The organism is Dyella terrae (assembly GCF_004322705.1).
Taxonomy (GTDB): domain Bacteria; phylum Pseudomonadota; class Gammaproteobacteria; order Xanthomonadales; family Rhodanobacteraceae; genus Dyella_D; species Dyella_D terrae.
Map to the genome: position 1 here is coordinate 122,618 of NZ_SIZZ01000002.1, position 14,591 is coordinate 137,208.

The window sequence follows — 14,591 nt, forward strand, 5'->3', positions numbered from 1 at the left end:
TATCTCGCGGCCAGGCACAAAGAATCGAATACATCCGGAGTTCTCAAATGAGCCAGGGCAAAGTTGTACAGATCATCGGCGCGGTCATCGACGTGGAATTCGCACGCGATCAGGTGCCGCAGGTTTACGACGCGCTGAAGGTTGACGGCACGGACATCACGCTGGAAGTCCAGCAGGTGCTCGGTGACGGCATCGTCCGTACCATCGCCCTCGGCTCGACCGACGGCCTCAAGCGCGGCCTCGTGGCCCGCAACACCGGCGAAGGCATCAAGGTGCCGGTCGGCAAGGAAACGCTGGGCCGCATCATGGACGTGCTCGGCAACCCGATCGACGAAGCCGGCCCGATCGGTGAGAAGGCCCAGTGGGTCATCCACCGCGAAGCCCCGAGCTATGACGATCAGGCCGCTGCCAGCGACCTGCTCGAAACCGGCATCAAGGTCATCGACCTGGTGTGCCCGTTCGCCAAGGGCGGCAAGGTCGGCCTGTTCGGCGGCGCCGGCGTGGGCAAGACCGTGAACATGATGGAACTCATCAACAACATCGCCAAGGCGCACGCGGGTCTGTCCGTGTTCGCCGGCGTGGGTGAGCGTACTCGTGAAGGTAACGACTTCTATCACGAGATGAAGGACTCCAACGTGCTCGATAAGGTGGCCATGGTGTACGGCCAGATGAACGAGCCGCCGGGCAACCGTCTGCGCGTGGCGCTGACCGGTCTGACCATGGCCGAGTACTTCCGCGACGAGAAGGACGAGACCGGCAAGGGCAAGGACGTGCTGCTGTTCGTCGACAACATCTACCGCTACACGCTGGCCGGTACCGAAGTGTCGGCGCTGCTCGGCCGTATGCCGTCCGCCGTGGGTTACCAGCCGACGCTGGCCGAGGAAATGGGCGTCCTGCAGGAGCGCATCACCTCGACCAAGACCGGTTCGATCACCTCGATCCAGGCCGTGTACGTTCCCGCGGATGACCTGACCGATCCGTCGCCGGCCACCACCTTCGCCCACCTGGACGCGACCGTGGTGCTGAGCCGTAACATCGCCTCGCTGGGTATCTACCCGGCCGTGGATCCGCTGGACTCCACCAGCCGCCAGCTCGATCCGAACGTGATCGGCGCCGAGCACTACGACGTCGCCCGTCGCGTGCAGGGCACGCTGCAGCGCTACAAGGAGCTCAAGGACATCATCGCGATCCTGGGCATGGACGAACTGTCGGAAGACGACAAGCAGGCCGTGGCCCGCGCCCGCAAGATCGAGCGCTTCTTCTCGCAGCCGTTCCACGTGGCCGAAGTCTTCACCGGCTCGCCGGGCAAGTACGTGCCGCTGAAGGAAACCATCCGTGGCTTCAAGATGATCGTCGACGGCGACGTGGACCACATCCCGGAGCAGGCGTTCTACATGGTCGGCGGCATCGACGAGGCCATCAAGAAGGCCGAGGAAATGGGCGCCAAGAAGGCAGCCTGATCACGGGAATCGTGAGATGGGCAGGGGAAGCCGGCCTGGCCGGTTTCCTTAAGCCCGATTCCCCGCTCCCGTTGAACCAAGCGAGAACACTATGAGCACTCTTCGAGTCGACATCGTCAGCGCAGAAGCCGAGATCTTTCACGGTGAAGCCGCGATGGTCGTCGCCACCGGCGAAATGGGCGAGCTGGGCATTGCCCCCCGCCATGCGCCGCTGATCACGCGCCTGAAGCCGGGCCACGTGGACGTGGTGCTGCCCAACGGCGAGCGCCAGCAGTTCTGGGTTTCCGGCGGCATCCTCGAGGTGCAGCCGCAGGTCGTCACCGTGCTGGCCGATACGGCTGCCCGTGCTGCCGACCTCGACGAAGTCGCGGCGCAGCGCGCCAAGCAGGAAGCCGAGGACGCCCTGGCCAACCGCACCGACGCGGTGGAAATTGCCGAAGCCCAGGCCAAGCTGGCCGAAGCGCTGACGCAGCTGCAGGCCCTCGAGCGCATGCGCAAGAACCTTAAGCACTGAGTGCGGCGCCCTCGTGGCGCAGCCTGGTGACCATGACGCCGGCCTTGTGCCGGCGTTGTCGAATTCGGGGTACCGAACGGCCCGGCGAGAACGCGCCGTCTGAGGTGGGCCCGGACCCTTCACATCCGTGCCCCCCTTCATGCATTGTCGGTCCTCCCGGACCGGAGATACTCCACGCATGAAGCGAACTGACGGTGCCCTCATCGCTGCTATCGTGCTGATCGCCGGTTGCGCCGCGCAGCGACCGGTGCCCCCGGTCGTCAAAGCCAAAGCGCCCTCGCACGGATCCTCGTCCTATGAAGCGGTCGAGCCGCAGGGCATGAAGCACTACCAGCTTGCGCTGGGGCAGGTCGCCAGCGGCGCCGGGCCCATCGCCCACGAAAGCCCCGCCTATCCCGCCTCCGAGCTGGGAGCTTGTCCCGAATCGGTCGACGTTCCTGCCCTGCTGGTCGTGGACGAGCAAGGCCAGGTCAGTGAGGCACGCATCGCCGCCGACACGCATGCGCCGGCATTCGACGACGCCGTGCGGGCGGCCGTGACTGGCTGGCGCTTCGAGCCGCTTCTCATCACGCATATGGCCGCCGATGCGAACGACGAAGCACATGTGGTGGATCAGAAGAAGCAGCCATTCAGCCTCAACTATGTATTCCATTTCAGGTGCAAGGCCGGGCAGGGCGCCGTGGTAACGGACGCAAGTCAGGGCTGACCCAGCCGGACGGCGTATGCCAGCCCGGCCCGGCGAAAGGCGCTGCTATGCTGCGCCGCTATCAGGGACCCGACGCATGACCATGAAGAACAAGCCGCTTCACGTGATCGTCCTCGCCGCTGGCGAAGGCAAGCGCATGAAATCGAGCAAGCCCAAGGTGCTGATGCCGCTGGCGGGCCGCCCCTTGCTCGAACACGTCCTTGCCGCCGCTCGCGCCCTGCAGCCGCAGGCCGTCCACGTGGTCTACGGCCATGGCGGCGACCAGGTGCTGAAGGCCTTCGATGGTCAGCAAGACCTCCGCTGGGCCCTGCAGGCCGAACGCCTCGGCACTGGCCACGCCGTGGCCCAGGCCCTCAAGAATGTGCCCGATCACGCCGCCGTCCTCGTGCTGTACGGCGACGTGCCGCTCACCCGCGTATCGACCTTGCAGCGACTGATCGGCACGGACGGTTCGCTTGCCCTGCTGACCACGCGCGTTCCCGACCCGAAGGGCTACGGCCGCGTGCTCCGCGATGGCAACGGCCTCGTACGCGCCGTTGTGGAAGAAAAGGACGCCGATGACGCCCAGCGCGCCATCAACCTGATCAACACCGGCATCCTCGCCGCCGAATCGGAAGCGCTCAGGCGCTGGACGTCGAAGCTTGATCGCAACAACGCCCAGGGCGAGTACTACCTCACCGATATCTTCGCCATGGCCGCCAGCGAAAATCGCGCCGCGCAGAACATCGAATGCGAAGACGCCATGGAAGCCGCCGGCGCCAACAATCCCTGGCAGTTGACCGAACTCGAAGCGGTTTTCCGCCAGCGCGCCGCCTACGAACTCACGCTCGACGGCGTGCGCATCGCCGATCCGGCACGGCTGGACGTCCGCGGCACCGTCGTGGCATCCAGCGACGTGGAACTCGACGTCAACGTGATCCTGGAGGGTGACGTTCGCCTGGGCGAAAACGTGCGCATCGGTCCTTTCACGCGCCTGAAAAACGTCAATCTCGCCGCCGGCACCATCGTCCTGGGCCACTGCGACCTGGAAGGCGTCGTGACGCACGGCCCCTGCCAGATCGGTCCGTTCGCGCGGCTGCGCCCAGGCACCGAGCTGGCGCCCGGCGTGCATATCGGCAATTTCGTCGAAACCAAGAAAACCCGCATCGGCGAAGGCAGCAAGGCCAATCACCTGACGTATCTGGGCGACGCCGAGATCGGCAACAAGGTGAATATCGGTGCCGGCACCATCACCTGCAACTACGACGGCGTGAATAAGAGCATCACCCGCATCGGGGACGGTGCCTTCATCGGCTCGAACAGCTCGCTGGTGGCACCGGTAAGCATCGGCAAAATGGCGACGATCGGTGCCGGTTCGGTCATTACCAAGGATGCGCCCGAAGATGCCCTGACGCTGGCCCGTGCGCGTCAGGGAACGCTGCAAGGATGGCACCGTCCGACCAGGAAATAGCCGTCCATACGGCTTGGCCACATCAGGGGGTGTGTCGTGACTCGTTGCAATGTAGTGGTCGTCCTTTGCCTTTGGCTCGCCGCGCTGGCGCCAGCCCGCGCGTCCGATACGCACGTCGAACGGCACCTGCCCGGCCCGCCGGTGAGCAATCTCTCGCGACCCGGCGAAGATTTTCGACTGGCGACCGTGCAGGCGCGTGATGCGCAAGGTCAGCCCATCCCCGATGTACCCGCGCAACGCATCGACTTGCGCAGCGACCTCGACGGCTGGGAACAGCAGGGCGATACCTTGCCGCCGATCCATTTCGATGTACCCGCGGCGCAGCGCCCGTCACTGGCACTGTTCTACGCATCGCCGGTCGGCTGGATGCTCGTACCGCGCGACTGGAAGCTGGTGCGCGCGGTGCAGGGCATCGATGGCGGGGCGGTTTTCAGCTTCACCGCGGCCAGGGGCCCGGTCGAAGGCTGGTTGAGCGTGGTGTCTATCCCGGCCTGCGTCGGGTGCATGTATCAGGAAGCCGATGGCTTGTTCAGCGGTGCGCACGACAAACTCGACAAATTGCTTGGCCAGTCGACGCCGGCGCCCATCCTCGCGCCCAACCCCGACAAGATCGACCACCCAAGCGCCTGCATGGTGGAATTCGGCTATCGACTGCCGGCATCGCCGGCCGTGCGTACCGTGGCGTTCTTCGCCGACGATGCCTACGACCCGCAGTTCCGGCAGCTGACGCTCGCCGCCCCCAAGACTCAGGCCAAAGTCGTGGCGGCGATCCTGGGCGCCTACCGTCAAGTCTTGCCAACGTGCAAGGACATGTCGTCGCCGTAACCCGTTGAAAACACGCTTCAGGGGAACAGGCATGTTTCGCATCATGGCGTTCGTGTTGTTGGCGTGTGCCGCGATGGCGTCGGCTGGCATGCCTCGGAAGAAGGCGTCATCGCCGCCGAAGACGAGCGGATGGGAGCCTCATTTGGTCGAGGGCGTCGATTACCGACAAGCCGACATCACCGCGCTGGATCACGACGGACACCCGCTCACCGCGTTGCCAGCAACCCGAATCGACATCAACCAGGCCTACCCCGGTGACGTCGCCGAATGGGACGACCCTTCGCGCGCGATCCCCCGCTTGCCTGTCGACCTTCCGCTTGCGCTGCAAGCCAGGCTCAGGCTCTTCACGGATGGGTCCTCCTGGTTCGCCGTGCCGCGCGACTGGCGGCTCAAGTTCGCGATGCTGACGGGCGACACCACGCTCTTCTATGTCTTCGAGCCGGCGACGGGACGCCCCGGTCGCGCCCAGTTCGTCGAGTACATCGCCTGCGCCGGTTGCGCCATCAGCGCCGCCGCATCGGTCCACCCGAATGCACGCCAGGCCTATCGCGAGCTGACCGGCGAAAGTCCTGACAAGCCCGACCGCAGGATCAAGACGACGTTTACGCAGCCATGCATCGCCACCCAGACATGGCCGGTGCGCCATGGCATGCGCAAACACGTGGTCAGTCGCTATGAGAACGATGGTCCGCTCTACACGGCCTTTACCGTCGAACTGCCGGATGAAAGCGGGGTACCCGTCGACGCGATGCTTGACGTCTTCCGTGCGACCCTGCCCGGTTGCGATACCAGGGCGTCGGATCCCACCTGAACCCCTGGCCGGCTTCAGGCCGCCGCAGGCATCACACGTACCGCCACCCGTCGATCTCCACCAACAACTCGCGGCGACACACGTCGCCATGCAAAGCCAGCACGGGTACGCCCGGAAGACGGTGGTTGAGCAGCTCGATGATGCGCGGCGCATCGCTGGCGCGACGCACATAGGCCTTCAGCGGTGAGCGAGTATCGAAGCCCGAGGGCATGCCCGCGCTGGCCAGCAGGGCTTCGAGATTGGCGAGGGTTTCTTCGAGTTGCGCGTCCGGATCGTCGGCATGGGCGGAGCTGTGGCCGACCACGGCCGCCGTCCCCGAAATGGCCAGCGCATCACCCTCGGGCAAGGCCATCGCACGGGCGAAGCTCGGCGCGGTGCGGCCGTAACGACGCGGGTACTGCCACGCGCTCACTTGCCGGGGATTCTCGACGCGTTTGCCTGGCTTGTCGCAGGCCAGCAGGTAGACCACCAGGCAGTGCGGTTCACCGTGATGGCCAATGGCCGTGGCAGCGGGAAAGCCGTGCTTGAACTGGCTGCGCATGCCGTCGCCGCGGCCTTCGCAAAACAGCTTGTAGCGCTCGACGTCACCGTCACCGTCATTGATCGCCCCGAGGTAATTCCACAGGCGCAGCACGTGGTGTTCGTCGCGCTGGACGACGAATTCCCCCAGTGCCTCATAGGCTGCTGCCGCCGCTTGCCTGAGATCGTCGAAGTCGCGCTCGTCCAGGGTGAGCGAGGCGAACATCCAGCCTTCACCTGCGGACCATGACAGTGCACCTTCGCGGCCATGTTCGACCGGGCCTTGCACGTGCCAGACCTCCAGCGGGGAGGGTGCTTCCAGACCTTCCAGCGGGATGTTCAGCCAGCGCGGGTCATCATGCTGCGGCGCGCCGGACCCGAAGCCGAAGACGGCGAGGGTGCCGGGTTCGGCCAGCACTTCCGTGCAGGTGGCGAGGCGGTAGGACACCAGCGGAGCCGGTCGATCAGGGGCGATAAAGGCTGCACCTTCAATAACTTGTGCCATGGAGCGGTCACCGGGGAGCAACGGAGGGCTATGTTACACTCCGCGCCCGTGCCGACGGGGTGGAGGCATGTTTTTAGCAGTACGGGACGAGCATGGCAGAGCAAACCGCCGCACAACGTGAACTGGCCGCACTCATCGTGCAGAGCCTCAATCTTGAATCGCTCAAGCCCGAGCAGATCGACCCGGATGCGCCGTTGTTTGGCGGCGACCTGGGCCTCGACTCAATCGACGCGCTGGAGATCGCGCTGGCCGTGTCCAAGCGCTATGGCTTCCAACTGCGCTCGGACAATCCGGACAATGCCCGCATCTTCGCGAACCTGCGTGCGCTGTCGGATCACGTCGAACAGAACCGCGCGGCGTCGTAACTCCGTCCGCGCACGTAACCTGCGTGCGCCGACCCGACACAAGGGCGAAGGTCCGGTGACTCCCAACGACGCATTCCACGTTCCGCTGTGCATCGCCGCGTCGCATCCGAGCTTGCCGGGGCATTTCCCGGATCAGCCGCTCGTGCCGGGCGTGGTCATACTTGAAGCCGTGGCCGATGCGCTGCGCGCGTGGCGTGGCATGCGCCTGGCGCGCGTTGTCGAAGTGAAGTTCCTGGCGCCCCTGCTGCCCGGGGAGCAAGCCACCATCGCGCTCAGCGGCACCGGTGAGAAGATCCGATTCGATGTCCGACGCGACGAGCACCTGCTCGCCAAGGGCATTGTCGAAGCAGCGTCGGCGTGAGCGGTCACTGGCAAGATCAGCCCGAAGGCGCCGGGCGCCAGGGCTTTGCGGTCCTGCGCTGGTCGGCGCTGCATCTGGGCCGGCCCCTGATGCGCGCCATTCTCTATCCGCTGACGCTGTTCTACATCATGCACCGCCGTGATGACCGGCGTGCCTCGCGGGACTATCTGCGCCGTGTTTTGCCACAGCGGGTGCGTGCCTGGCATGTGTACAGGCACATGCATTGTTTTGCCGCCACCTTGCTGGACCGCATCTACCTGCTGGCGAACGGAGAGCGCGGTTTCGTGATCGAAACCGAAGGTGTCGACCTGCTGGTGGAACAGGTGGAACAAGGACGCGGCGTGCTGTTGATTGGCTCGCACCAGGGCAGTTTCGATGCGCTGCGCGTACTGAGTACGCGTCGCCCGGACCTGGGCCTGCGCGTGGTCCTGGACAAGCAGAAAACCCCCGAACTCACCGACATGCTCGAATCGCTGGCGCCAGACATCGCACGCTCGATCATCGATGCATCGGGCGATGGCACCAGCATGGTGCTGGCGATCGCTGAAGCCTGCCGCGAAGGTGCGATGGTGGCGCTGCTTGCCGATCGCGGCCGCGAGCACGAAGTGCTGCGCCATGCCCTGTTGCTGGGCGAGCCGGCACCTTTCCCCGTGAGCCCCTGGCTCCTGGCCCATACGCTCCGGGTGCCCGTGCTGCTGTGTTTTGGCCTGTACCTGGGCGGCAACCGCTACAAGCTGATCTTCGAAGCCTTCGCCGAACGCGTGGAGATTCCGCGCCAGACCCGCAACGAGGCCCTGGATGCGGTCATCGCGCGTTACGCTGCGCGCGTGGAGCATTACATGCACGTGGCCCCCTACAACTGGTTCAATTTCTATGACTTCTGGCAGCAAGATCGGCACGCTTCTGCTCGCTTTGGCGCTTCCCCTGTGCGCTGAGGCCTCGACGCCCGCGACCCTCGGGGACGCGCATGCGCTGATCGCCTCGCTGGCCAGGCCGGCGCCCGCGCGCACCCCGTTTGCCGAGGCGCGCTTCATGAAGATGCTCGACCAGCCACTGGTGTTGTCCGGTGAGCTGGGTTGGTTAGGCGGGGATAAGCTCGAGCGGCGTGTCGACAAACCGCAGCGCGAAACCTCAACCATTGCCGACGGCGAGGTCACGCAGACGCGCGAAGGTCGTTCGCCGCGTACGTTCTCACTCAAGCGCGCACCACAGTTGCAGGTGCTGGTGGATAGTTTCGTGGCGCTGCTCGGGGGCGATGCGTCCCGGCTGGATCGCGCCTTTACGCTTGAGCACAGCGGTGACGGCGCGCGCTGGACGCTGGTGCTGACGCCGCGCGACGCGAAGGTCGCGGGTGCCGTGGCGAGCATCGCCATCGATGGCCGCGGCGACGAAGCGCGCTGCATGCGCATGCAGGAAGCCGATGGCGACCTGTCGATCGATCTGCTCGGCCCGCTGGCGGCGCAGATGCCGGCGGCACCGACGCGCGAAGGGCTGCTCGCCCTCTGCCAGGCGCCGAACTGAGCATGCGCCGGGGGGCTCGTTGGTTGCTGCTGGCTGTCTGGCTGGTCGTCCTGGCGGCGCTTGCCGTCGTGGTGATCCAGCGGCTCAAGGTCAGCACCGATCTGCGCGATTTCATGCCGGCGGCCACCACGGCCGACCAACGCCTGCTGATGGAGCAGGTGGGCGAAGGTCCGGGATCGCGTTTGCTGATGCTGGCCATTCGCGCGCCCAGTGACGAGCAGGCAGCCGCGCTCAGCCAGGGGCTGGCGCAGGCATTGCACGGCGACGCGCGCTACAGCCAGGTCGTCAATGGCAGTTTCGACACGACGGCGCTCGATCCCAAACTCTTGCCCTATCGCTATCTGCTGTCGAACACGCTCGACCACCAGCCGCTGGACGAGGCCTACCTCGCCGACCAACTGGACCAGCGCCTGGACGATTTGTCCTCGCCTGCAGCGAGCCTGCTAAAAACCTGGTTGCCGCGCGACCCCACGCTGGAAATCCTGAAACTCGCCGAACAGTGGGCGCCGGCCAAGTCGCCCGATGTGCGCGAAGGCGTGTGGTTTTCCGCCGATCACGAAGCGCTGATGCTGGTGCAGACGCAGGCGCCCGGTTTCGATCCGGATGCGCAGGCGAAGGCCATCGACGGCATCGAGCAGGCATTTCGTGCCTTGCCGCAAAGCGCATCGGCTTCGCTGATCTTCAGCGGCCCCGGCTATTTCAGCGTGCGGGTGGCGACGCAGACACGCCAGCAGGCCGAATGGATCGGCAACATATCTACCGTGGGTTTTATCGCGCTGTTGCTGCTGGCGTATCGCAGCTTCGGCTCGCTGGTGCTTTCCGCCTTGCCCATCGCCAGCGCCGGACTTGCAGGTATCGGTGTACTGATCCTGAGTTTCCCGCAGGTGCACGGCATCACGCTGGCGTTTGGTTTCACCTTGCTGGGTGTCGCGCAGGAATATCCCATCCGCGTGCTCAGCCATCGGCGTGCCGGCGAGAACGCGCTCGCCAGCGTGCGTGATCTGTGGCCGTTGCTGCTGACCGCGATTGCATCGGCGTGTATCGCGTACCTGGCGTTCTATGCCTCCGGCGTGAAAGGCCTGCAGCAGCTTGCGGCCTTCACCATCACCGGCCTGCTGGTGGCGGGCCTGACGACGCGCTACGCCTTGCCGCACATCCTGCCCGATCGCGTGCGCGACGTGGCCGACATGCCCTGGCTGGTGAAGGCGCGCGAGCGCGTCGATCGCCTGCCGCGTCCGCGCTGGGTCCCTGCGCTGGTGGCCGTTGCGACCGTGGTCATGCTGGTGGTGGCACCGGGCTCGTTCTGGCAGAACAACCTCGCCGCGCTGACGCCGCTGCCCCAGGATCTGCTCCAGCAGGATGCGCGGCTGCGCGGTGCGCTGGGTGCACCGGACGTGCGTTACCTGCTGGTGCTGCAGGCCGGGGACAGCCAGGCCCTGCTGAGGCTGTCGGAATCCATGCAAGGCGAGGCGGACGCGCTGGTGAAGCGTGGCGCGGTCGATGCCATCGAGCTGCCTTCGCGCTATCTCTCCAGTGTGGACGTACAGCGCGCGCGCCAGGCGCGATTGCCCGATGCGGCGACGCTCCGGGCCGAGCTGGGCAAGGCAACGACAGGTCTGCCGTTCCGCAGCGATCTGTTCGAGCCCTTTCTCGCCGATGTCGAGGCCGCGCGCGAGCTCCCGCCCCTGACTCCCGAAGTATTCGCGCAAAGCGCCCTGGGTCAGCGCCTGGCGGCCATGCTGATGCAGCGTGACGGGCATGCGCTCGGGCTCGCCACGCTTAGCGGCGTGCATGATCTTGCCGCCGTGGAAGCCTTTGCTGCGTCCAGTCACGGCGCCATGCGCCTCCTCGATCTCAAGCAGGCCTCCGAGTCCCTCGTGCAGGCCTACCGCACGCGTATCCTCCATGCGCTGATGGTGGCGTCGCTGTTGCTGGTGATCACCATCAGCGTGGCGCTGCGCAGCCTGCGTCGCGCCTGGCACGTGCTGGCGCCCATGACGCTGGCCACGTTCCTGGTGCTTGCGGTTGAGCGCATCGTCGGCGTGGAGATCTCACTTTTCCATCTCGTCGCGTTGATCCTCGCCGCTGGCCTGGGCCTGCATTACGCGCTGTTCTTCGAGCGCGACACGGGCGATCCGGCCGAGCAGCGCCGCACGTTGCACGCCACGCTGGTGTGCGTGGCGTCCGCGCTGCTGGTGTTTGGCATGCTGGCCTGGAGCGCGATTCCGGTGTTGCGCGCCATTGGCCTGACCGTGGCGCTTGGCGTGGCCTTCCACTTCTGCCTGTCCATTCTCATGGCGCCGCATGCGGCGAAATCCGATGCTCGATAAGTCCGACTGGGCCCATCTCATTCCGCATGCCGGCACCATGTGCCTGCTCGACAGCGTGGTCAGCTGGAGTGACGGCAGCATCCATGCGCGCAGCGCAAGCCATGGGCATCAAGGACATCCCCTGCGCGGCGAGCATGGCCTGCATGCGGTGCATCTGGCCGAGTACGGCGCGCAGTGCATGGCGGTGCACGGCGCGTTGCTCGCGCGCGACCGGGGCGAAACCACGGTGCGGCAGGGGCGGCTGGTGAGCCTGCGTGACGTGGTCCTTGGCGTGGAATACGTCGATCCCTCAGGCGACCTGGACGTCTATGCCGAACGTCTCTACGGCGACGCCACGGGCGCGCAGTACAGTTTTCGCGTTATGCAGGGCGAACGGCTCCTGGCGAGCGGTCGCGCTGCCGTGATTCATCCCCAACCGCAGGGCTTCGTCTAGAACTTCGTCAGCGTAGATGTTGCCGCGGCATCGAACAGCAACGGGCCGTGCGCACGCGAGCGACGATAGCTCGCCATGACGTGACCGTAATGGAAGACGCGGGCGACCGTGTAGAAGGTGATGCGGCTGACGTCGCGCACCGGATGAAAGTAGCTGCCGCGAAAGTCGCCGTGATAGCGCGAAGCGATCGGCACGGAGGCCACGCCCAGCCCTTTCTCGCGACATGCCGCGATCAGGATGGCCGCTTCGAAGACGAAATCTTCGGCCGGCAGGTCAACCAGGTCCAGTGCTTCGCGCGGATACCAGCGCTGGCCGCTTTGCGTGTCGGCGACGGGCTGCGCGCACGCCCAGGAAATGCCCCAGTCGGCGACGGCATTGGCGCGTCGGCGCGACATGGGTTGCTGCTGTCGATCGAGCAGGCGCGCGCCGATCACGATATGGCGCGGATAGCGCTTCGCGGCATCGGCGATGCGTGGCACGTCACAGGCAAGGTGTTGTCCATCGCCATCCATGGTGACCACGGCGTCGAAGCCTTGTCGCAGCGCTTCGCGAAAACCGCTGCGCAGGGCATGACCCTTGCCGCGTCGGGTCGGATGACGGACCAGCGTGACCGGCAGCGCGCCGACGATGGCGGGCGTGCGATCGTCGGACCCGTCGTCGACCACGATCACCGGTATGCCCAGATCCAGCACGCTCTGCACGACCCCGCCGATCGCCGCCTCTTCGTTGAGGCAGGGAATCAGTACACACCAGCGCGGTTCGATGTTCACGCCAGCACCTCCCGGCGAATCTCCAGGCCCATATGGGCCGCCGCAGGCAGATGATGCTGCCGTCCATGCCCGGCGACCAGCATCAACAGCGGCAGCGCATCCGCGGCGGTGCTGTTGGCCCGGCTCCAGTCCGGCGGCAACACGGAGGCGCCGGCCGGCGCGCGTTCCCCGCCGTGCGTGGGGTGAAGTACCAGGCGCGCCAGCGTGTGCGGGCCGGGCCGGGGCGACAGCACGAACGCACAGCCGAATGACTGCGTGCTGCCTGTCATTTCGGCGATGGGGCCGCTTCCGGCGATGTCGCTGCACACCAGCAGGACGGGTCGTTCATCAGCCAGCGTGAGCATCGCCGCTTCCAGCAAGCCCGCGCCCACGCTGGCGCGATGGCCGCACACGGCGGCCGATGGCGCGCGGCATCCCGTGGCAATGGTCCAGTAGCCGGCGGGCGCGTTGTGGACGGAGTTGTGGAAACGGGTGGGTGACAGCGCTGTCGGATCGTCCGCCAGCGTCGCGCACATGTAATCGGTGATCGCCTGGTCGCCATGCGCCGAAGTGAAGACGCAGGCAAGTTCCGCTGCGTCATAGCCGCTCATGCCGATCGCCTGGCCCGCCGCTTCGATGGCGAGCAGCACGTGCTCCGGCGCGCGGCGACGTTCGTTGGCCGGCAGGCGTTCGGCCGGTGGGCGCGCGGTTTCGGGCGCGTCGATCATGCCACTTTCCAGCCAGTGCCGGAACGCGTCGAAGCGGGCCGCATACGGCGACCACAAGCCCGCACCGTCAATGAAGATTTCCAGCACGCTCATACCCCGCCTCGGCGAAAGGCCAGACACGCGTTGTTGCCACCAAAACCGAACGAGTTGCTCAGCGCAACGTTGACCGCGCGTGTTTCATTGCGCCAGGCAAACTGCGGGCCGCAGACGGGATCCGGTTCGCTGGCACCGAGATTGCCCGGCACGAACCCCTGCTGCATGGCCAACAGCGTGATCGCCGCTTCGACGATGCCTGCCGCGCCCAGAGTGTGCCCGGTGAATCCCTTCGTGGAGCTAACGCGCGTGTGGTCTGGAAAAACCTGCGCGATCAGTCCAGCTTCGACGTCGTCGTTCTTCTGGCTGGCGGTGCCGTGCAGGTTCACGTAATCGACCTGTTCGGGCGTGATTCCGGCGCGGTCAAGCGCGTCCTGCAGCGCAAGTCGCGCGCCAGCGGCTTCGGGATGCGGCGTGGACATGTGGTAAGCGTCGCTCGACTCGCCATAGCCGATCAGCTGCGCCGCGCCAGGCCGTGCGGCGGCGCGTTCGAGCAAGGCGAAGCCCGCCGCCTCGCCGATGGAAATACCATTGCGCGTGCGATCGAACGGCCGGCACGGCTCCGGCGACACCAGCTCCAGCGCGTTGAAGCCGTAAAGCACGCTGTCGCACAGGGTATCGACGCCACCAACCACGGCGGCATCGACGACGCCAAGACGGATCAGGCGCTCGGCGCTGGCAAACACCTTGGCGCTGGACGAGCACGCCGTGGACATCGTCAGCGCGGCGCCTTCCAGGCCCAGCGCGTCGGCGACGAAGAGGATCAGCGAGTGCGGGCTGTGGATGTCCGGCTCGCGCATGTCCGGGGGAATGCGCTGATCCTCCAGGCGTCGATAGGCTTCTTCGGTCGCTCCGATGCTGGCCGTCGACGTGCCGAGGATCAACGCGACGCGCGAGGCGCCGTATCGATCGCGCGCGGCATTCACCTGATCGAGGAATCCGTCCTGCTGCAAGCCGAGCCAGGCGAGCCGATTGTTGCGGCAGTCGCGGTGACGCCAGTCGTCGGGGATGGGTGTTGATTCCACGTCGGCGACGCGGCCGATCCAGCAGGTCAGCGCATCGCGACTGAAATCGTTGGCACGCAGGCCGGTGCGCGCGGCGGTCAGCGCTTCGAGGTGGGCATCGAGCCCGTGACCCAGCGCCGACGTAACGGTATAGGCGCTGACGGCGAGAGGTTTGATGGGTACTGCCATTCAATGAGCCTACTTAGCCACTTGGTGA

16 protein-coding genes are annotated in these 14,591 nt (G+C 66.0%); 12 read left to right on the forward strand and 4 right to left on the reverse strand.

The genetic code is table 11. The features are described 5' to 3' along the window. The first annotated feature begins 47 nt into the window (after positions 1 to 47). The 6 genes from atpD (at position 48) to EYV96_RS11445 (ending at position 5,766) form a co-directional block, all read left to right on the forward strand. On the forward strand, positions 48 to 1,460 hold the full coding sequence (atpD, locus tag EYV96_RS11420; RefSeq protein ID WP_131151690.1) for a F0F1 ATP synthase subunit beta: 1,413 nt from the start codon (positions 48 to 50) through the stop codon (positions 1,458 to 1,460). A 91-nt stretch (positions 1,461 to 1,551) separates the two neighbouring features. After that, positions 1,552 to 1,974, forward strand: a complete 423-nt coding sequence (locus EYV96_RS11425) for a F0F1 ATP synthase subunit epsilon (protein ID WP_131151691.1) — start codon at positions 1,552 to 1,554, stop codon at positions 1,972 to 1,974. A gap of 178 nt (positions 1,975 to 2,152) precedes the next feature. Then, entirely contained in the window at positions 2,153 to 2,680 is a 528-nt protein-coding gene (locus tag EYV96_RS11430; protein WP_131151692.1) for an energy transducer TonB, read from the forward strand. Positions 2,681 to 2,762: 82 nt separating this feature from the next. Next, positions 2,763 to 4,130 carry a bifunctional UDP-N-acetylglucosamine diphosphorylase/glucosamine-1-phosphate N-acetyltransferase GlmU gene (gene glmU, locus EYV96_RS11435; RefSeq protein WP_131152427.1) on the forward strand — a complete coding sequence of 456 codons (1,368 nt, stop codon included), beginning with the start codon at positions 2,763 to 2,765 and terminating at the stop codon, positions 4,128 to 4,130. A gap of 36 nt (positions 4,131 to 4,166) precedes the next feature. Beyond that, the gene (locus EYV96_RS11440; RefSeq protein ID WP_165488668.1) at positions 4,167 to 4,955 is read left to right on the forward strand and encodes a DUF4850 domain-containing protein; all 789 of its coding nucleotides are present in this window, start codon (positions 4,167 to 4,169) and stop codon (positions 4,953 to 4,955) included. 31 nt (positions 4,956 to 4,986) lie between these two features. Further along, complete coding sequence (locus EYV96_RS11445; RefSeq protein ID WP_131151694.1) at positions 4,987 to 5,766, forward strand: hypothetical protein; 780 nt, start codon at positions 4,987 to 4,989, stop codon at positions 5,764 to 5,766. Positions 5,767 to 5,797: 31 nt separating this feature from the next. On the opposite strand, the gene EYV96_RS11450 is transcribed toward EYV96_RS11445, so the two are convergent. After that, the gene (locus EYV96_RS11450; protein ID WP_240732469.1) at positions 5,798 to 6,790 is read right to left on the reverse strand and encodes a chorismate transformation FkbO/Hyg5 family protein; all 993 of its coding nucleotides are present in this window, start codon (positions 6,788 to 6,790) and stop codon (positions 5,798 to 5,800) included. 92 nt (positions 6,791 to 6,882) lie between these two features. On the opposite strand from EYV96_RS11450, the gene EYV96_RS11455 reads away from it, so the two are divergent. The 6 genes from EYV96_RS11455 to EYV96_RS11480 are packed head-to-tail and all read left to right on the forward strand — an operon-like array spanning position 6,883 to position 11,800. Next, positions 6,883 to 7,155 carry a phosphopantetheine-binding protein gene (locus tag EYV96_RS11455; protein WP_131151695.1) on the forward strand — a complete coding sequence of 91 codons (273 nt, stop codon included), beginning with the start codon at positions 6,883 to 6,885 and terminating at the stop codon, positions 7,153 to 7,155. Between the two features lie 55 nt (positions 7,156 to 7,210). Further along, complete coding sequence (locus EYV96_RS11460; RefSeq protein ID WP_240732470.1) at positions 7,211 to 7,516, forward strand: ApeI family dehydratase; 306 nt, start codon at positions 7,211 to 7,213, stop codon at positions 7,514 to 7,516. Continuing rightward, the gene (locus EYV96_RS11465; RefSeq protein ID WP_131151697.1) at positions 7,513 to 8,451 is read left to right on the forward strand and encodes a lysophospholipid acyltransferase family protein; all 939 of its coding nucleotides are present in this window, start codon (positions 7,513 to 7,515) and stop codon (positions 8,449 to 8,451) included. Before EYV96_RS11460 ends, EYV96_RS11465 begins: the two co-directional genes overlap by 4 nt. Next, on the forward strand, positions 8,390 to 9,037 hold the full coding sequence (locus EYV96_RS11470) for a LolA-related protein (RefSeq protein ID WP_165488669.1): 648 nt from the start codon (positions 8,390 to 8,392) through the stop codon (positions 9,035 to 9,037). The genes EYV96_RS11465 and EYV96_RS11470 overlap by 62 nt, the downstream gene beginning before the upstream one ends. 2 nt (positions 9,038 to 9,039) lie before the next feature. Continuing rightward, positions 9,040 to 11,367, forward strand: a complete 2,328-nt coding sequence (locus tag EYV96_RS11475) for an MMPL family transporter (RefSeq protein WP_205746157.1) — start codon at positions 9,040 to 9,042, stop codon at positions 11,365 to 11,367. Next, entirely contained in the window at positions 11,357 to 11,800 is a 444-nt protein-coding gene (locus EYV96_RS11480; protein ID WP_131151699.1) for a hotdog family protein, read from the forward strand. The genes EYV96_RS11475 and EYV96_RS11480 overlap by 11 nt, the downstream gene beginning before the upstream one ends. Here EYV96_RS11480 and EYV96_RS11485 read toward each other — a convergent pair. Genes EYV96_RS11485 through EYV96_RS11495 form a run of 3 tightly spaced genes read right to left on the reverse strand, consistent with a single transcriptional unit; the run spans position 11,797 to position 14,563 of the window. After that, entirely contained in the window at positions 11,797 to 12,570 is a 774-nt protein-coding gene (locus EYV96_RS11485) for a glycosyltransferase family 2 protein (protein ID WP_131151700.1), read from the reverse strand. The genes EYV96_RS11480 and EYV96_RS11485 overlap by 4 nt on opposite strands. Then, positions 12,567 to 13,370: a beta-ketoacyl synthase chain length factor gene (locus tag EYV96_RS11490; RefSeq protein WP_131151701.1), complete on the reverse strand. Its 804-nt coding sequence runs from the start codon at positions 13,368 to 13,370 to the stop codon at positions 12,567 to 12,569. The genes EYV96_RS11485 and EYV96_RS11490 overlap by 4 nt, the downstream gene beginning before the upstream one ends. After that, the gene (locus EYV96_RS11495; RefSeq protein ID WP_205746158.1) at positions 13,367 to 14,563 is read right to left on the reverse strand and encodes a beta-ketoacyl-ACP synthase; all 1,197 of its coding nucleotides are present in this window, start codon (positions 14,561 to 14,563) and stop codon (positions 13,367 to 13,369) included. The genes EYV96_RS11490 and EYV96_RS11495 overlap by 4 nt, the downstream gene beginning before the upstream one ends. Positions 14,564 to 14,591: the final 28 nt, after the last annotated feature.

Bases quoted from the DNA above. Each gene is read 5' to 3' on its own strand.
- EYV96_RS11445 (WP_131151694.1), top strand. From the start codon at position 4,987: ATGTTTCGCATCATGGCGTTCGTGTTGTTGGCGTGTGCCGCGATGGCG.
- EYV96_RS11450 (WP_240732469.1), bottom strand. From the start codon at position 6,790: ATGGCACAAGTTATTGAAGGTGCAGCCTTTATCGCCCCTGATCGACCG.
- EYV96_RS11490 (WP_131151701.1), bottom strand. From the start codon at position 13,370: ATGAGCGTGCTGGAAATCTTCATTGACGGTGCGGGCTTGTGGTCGCCG.
- EYV96_RS11475 (WP_205746157.1), top strand. From the start codon at position 9,040: ATGCGCCGGGGGGCTCGTTGGTTGCTGCTGGCTGTCTGGCTGGTCGTC.
- EYV96_RS11495 (WP_205746158.1), bottom strand. From the start codon at position 14,563: ATGGCAGTACCCATCAAACCTCTCGCCGTCAGCGCCTATACCGTTACG.
- atpD (WP_131151690.1), top strand. From the start codon at position 48: ATGAGCCAGGGCAAAGTTGTACAGATCATCGGCGCGGTCATCGACGTG.
- EYV96_RS11430 (WP_131151692.1), top strand. From the start codon at position 2,153: ATGAAGCGAACTGACGGTGCCCTCATCGCTGCTATCGTGCTGATCGCC.
- EYV96_RS11425 (WP_131151691.1), top strand. From the start codon at position 1,552: ATGAGCACTCTTCGAGTCGACATCGTCAGCGCAGAAGCCGAGATCTTT.
- EYV96_RS11455 (WP_131151695.1), top strand. From the start codon at position 6,883: ATGGCAGAGCAAACCGCCGCACAACGTGAACTGGCCGCACTCATCGTG.
- EYV96_RS11480 (WP_131151699.1), top strand. From the start codon at position 11,357: ATGCTCGATAAGTCCGACTGGGCCCATCTCATTCCGCATGCCGGCACC.
- glmU (WP_131152427.1), top strand. From the start codon at position 2,763: ATGAAGAACAAGCCGCTTCACGTGATCGTCCTCGCCGCTGGCGAAGGC.
- EYV96_RS11470 (WP_165488669.1), top strand. From the start codon at position 8,390: ATGACTTCTGGCAGCAAGATCGGCACGCTTCTGCTCGCTTTGGCGCTT.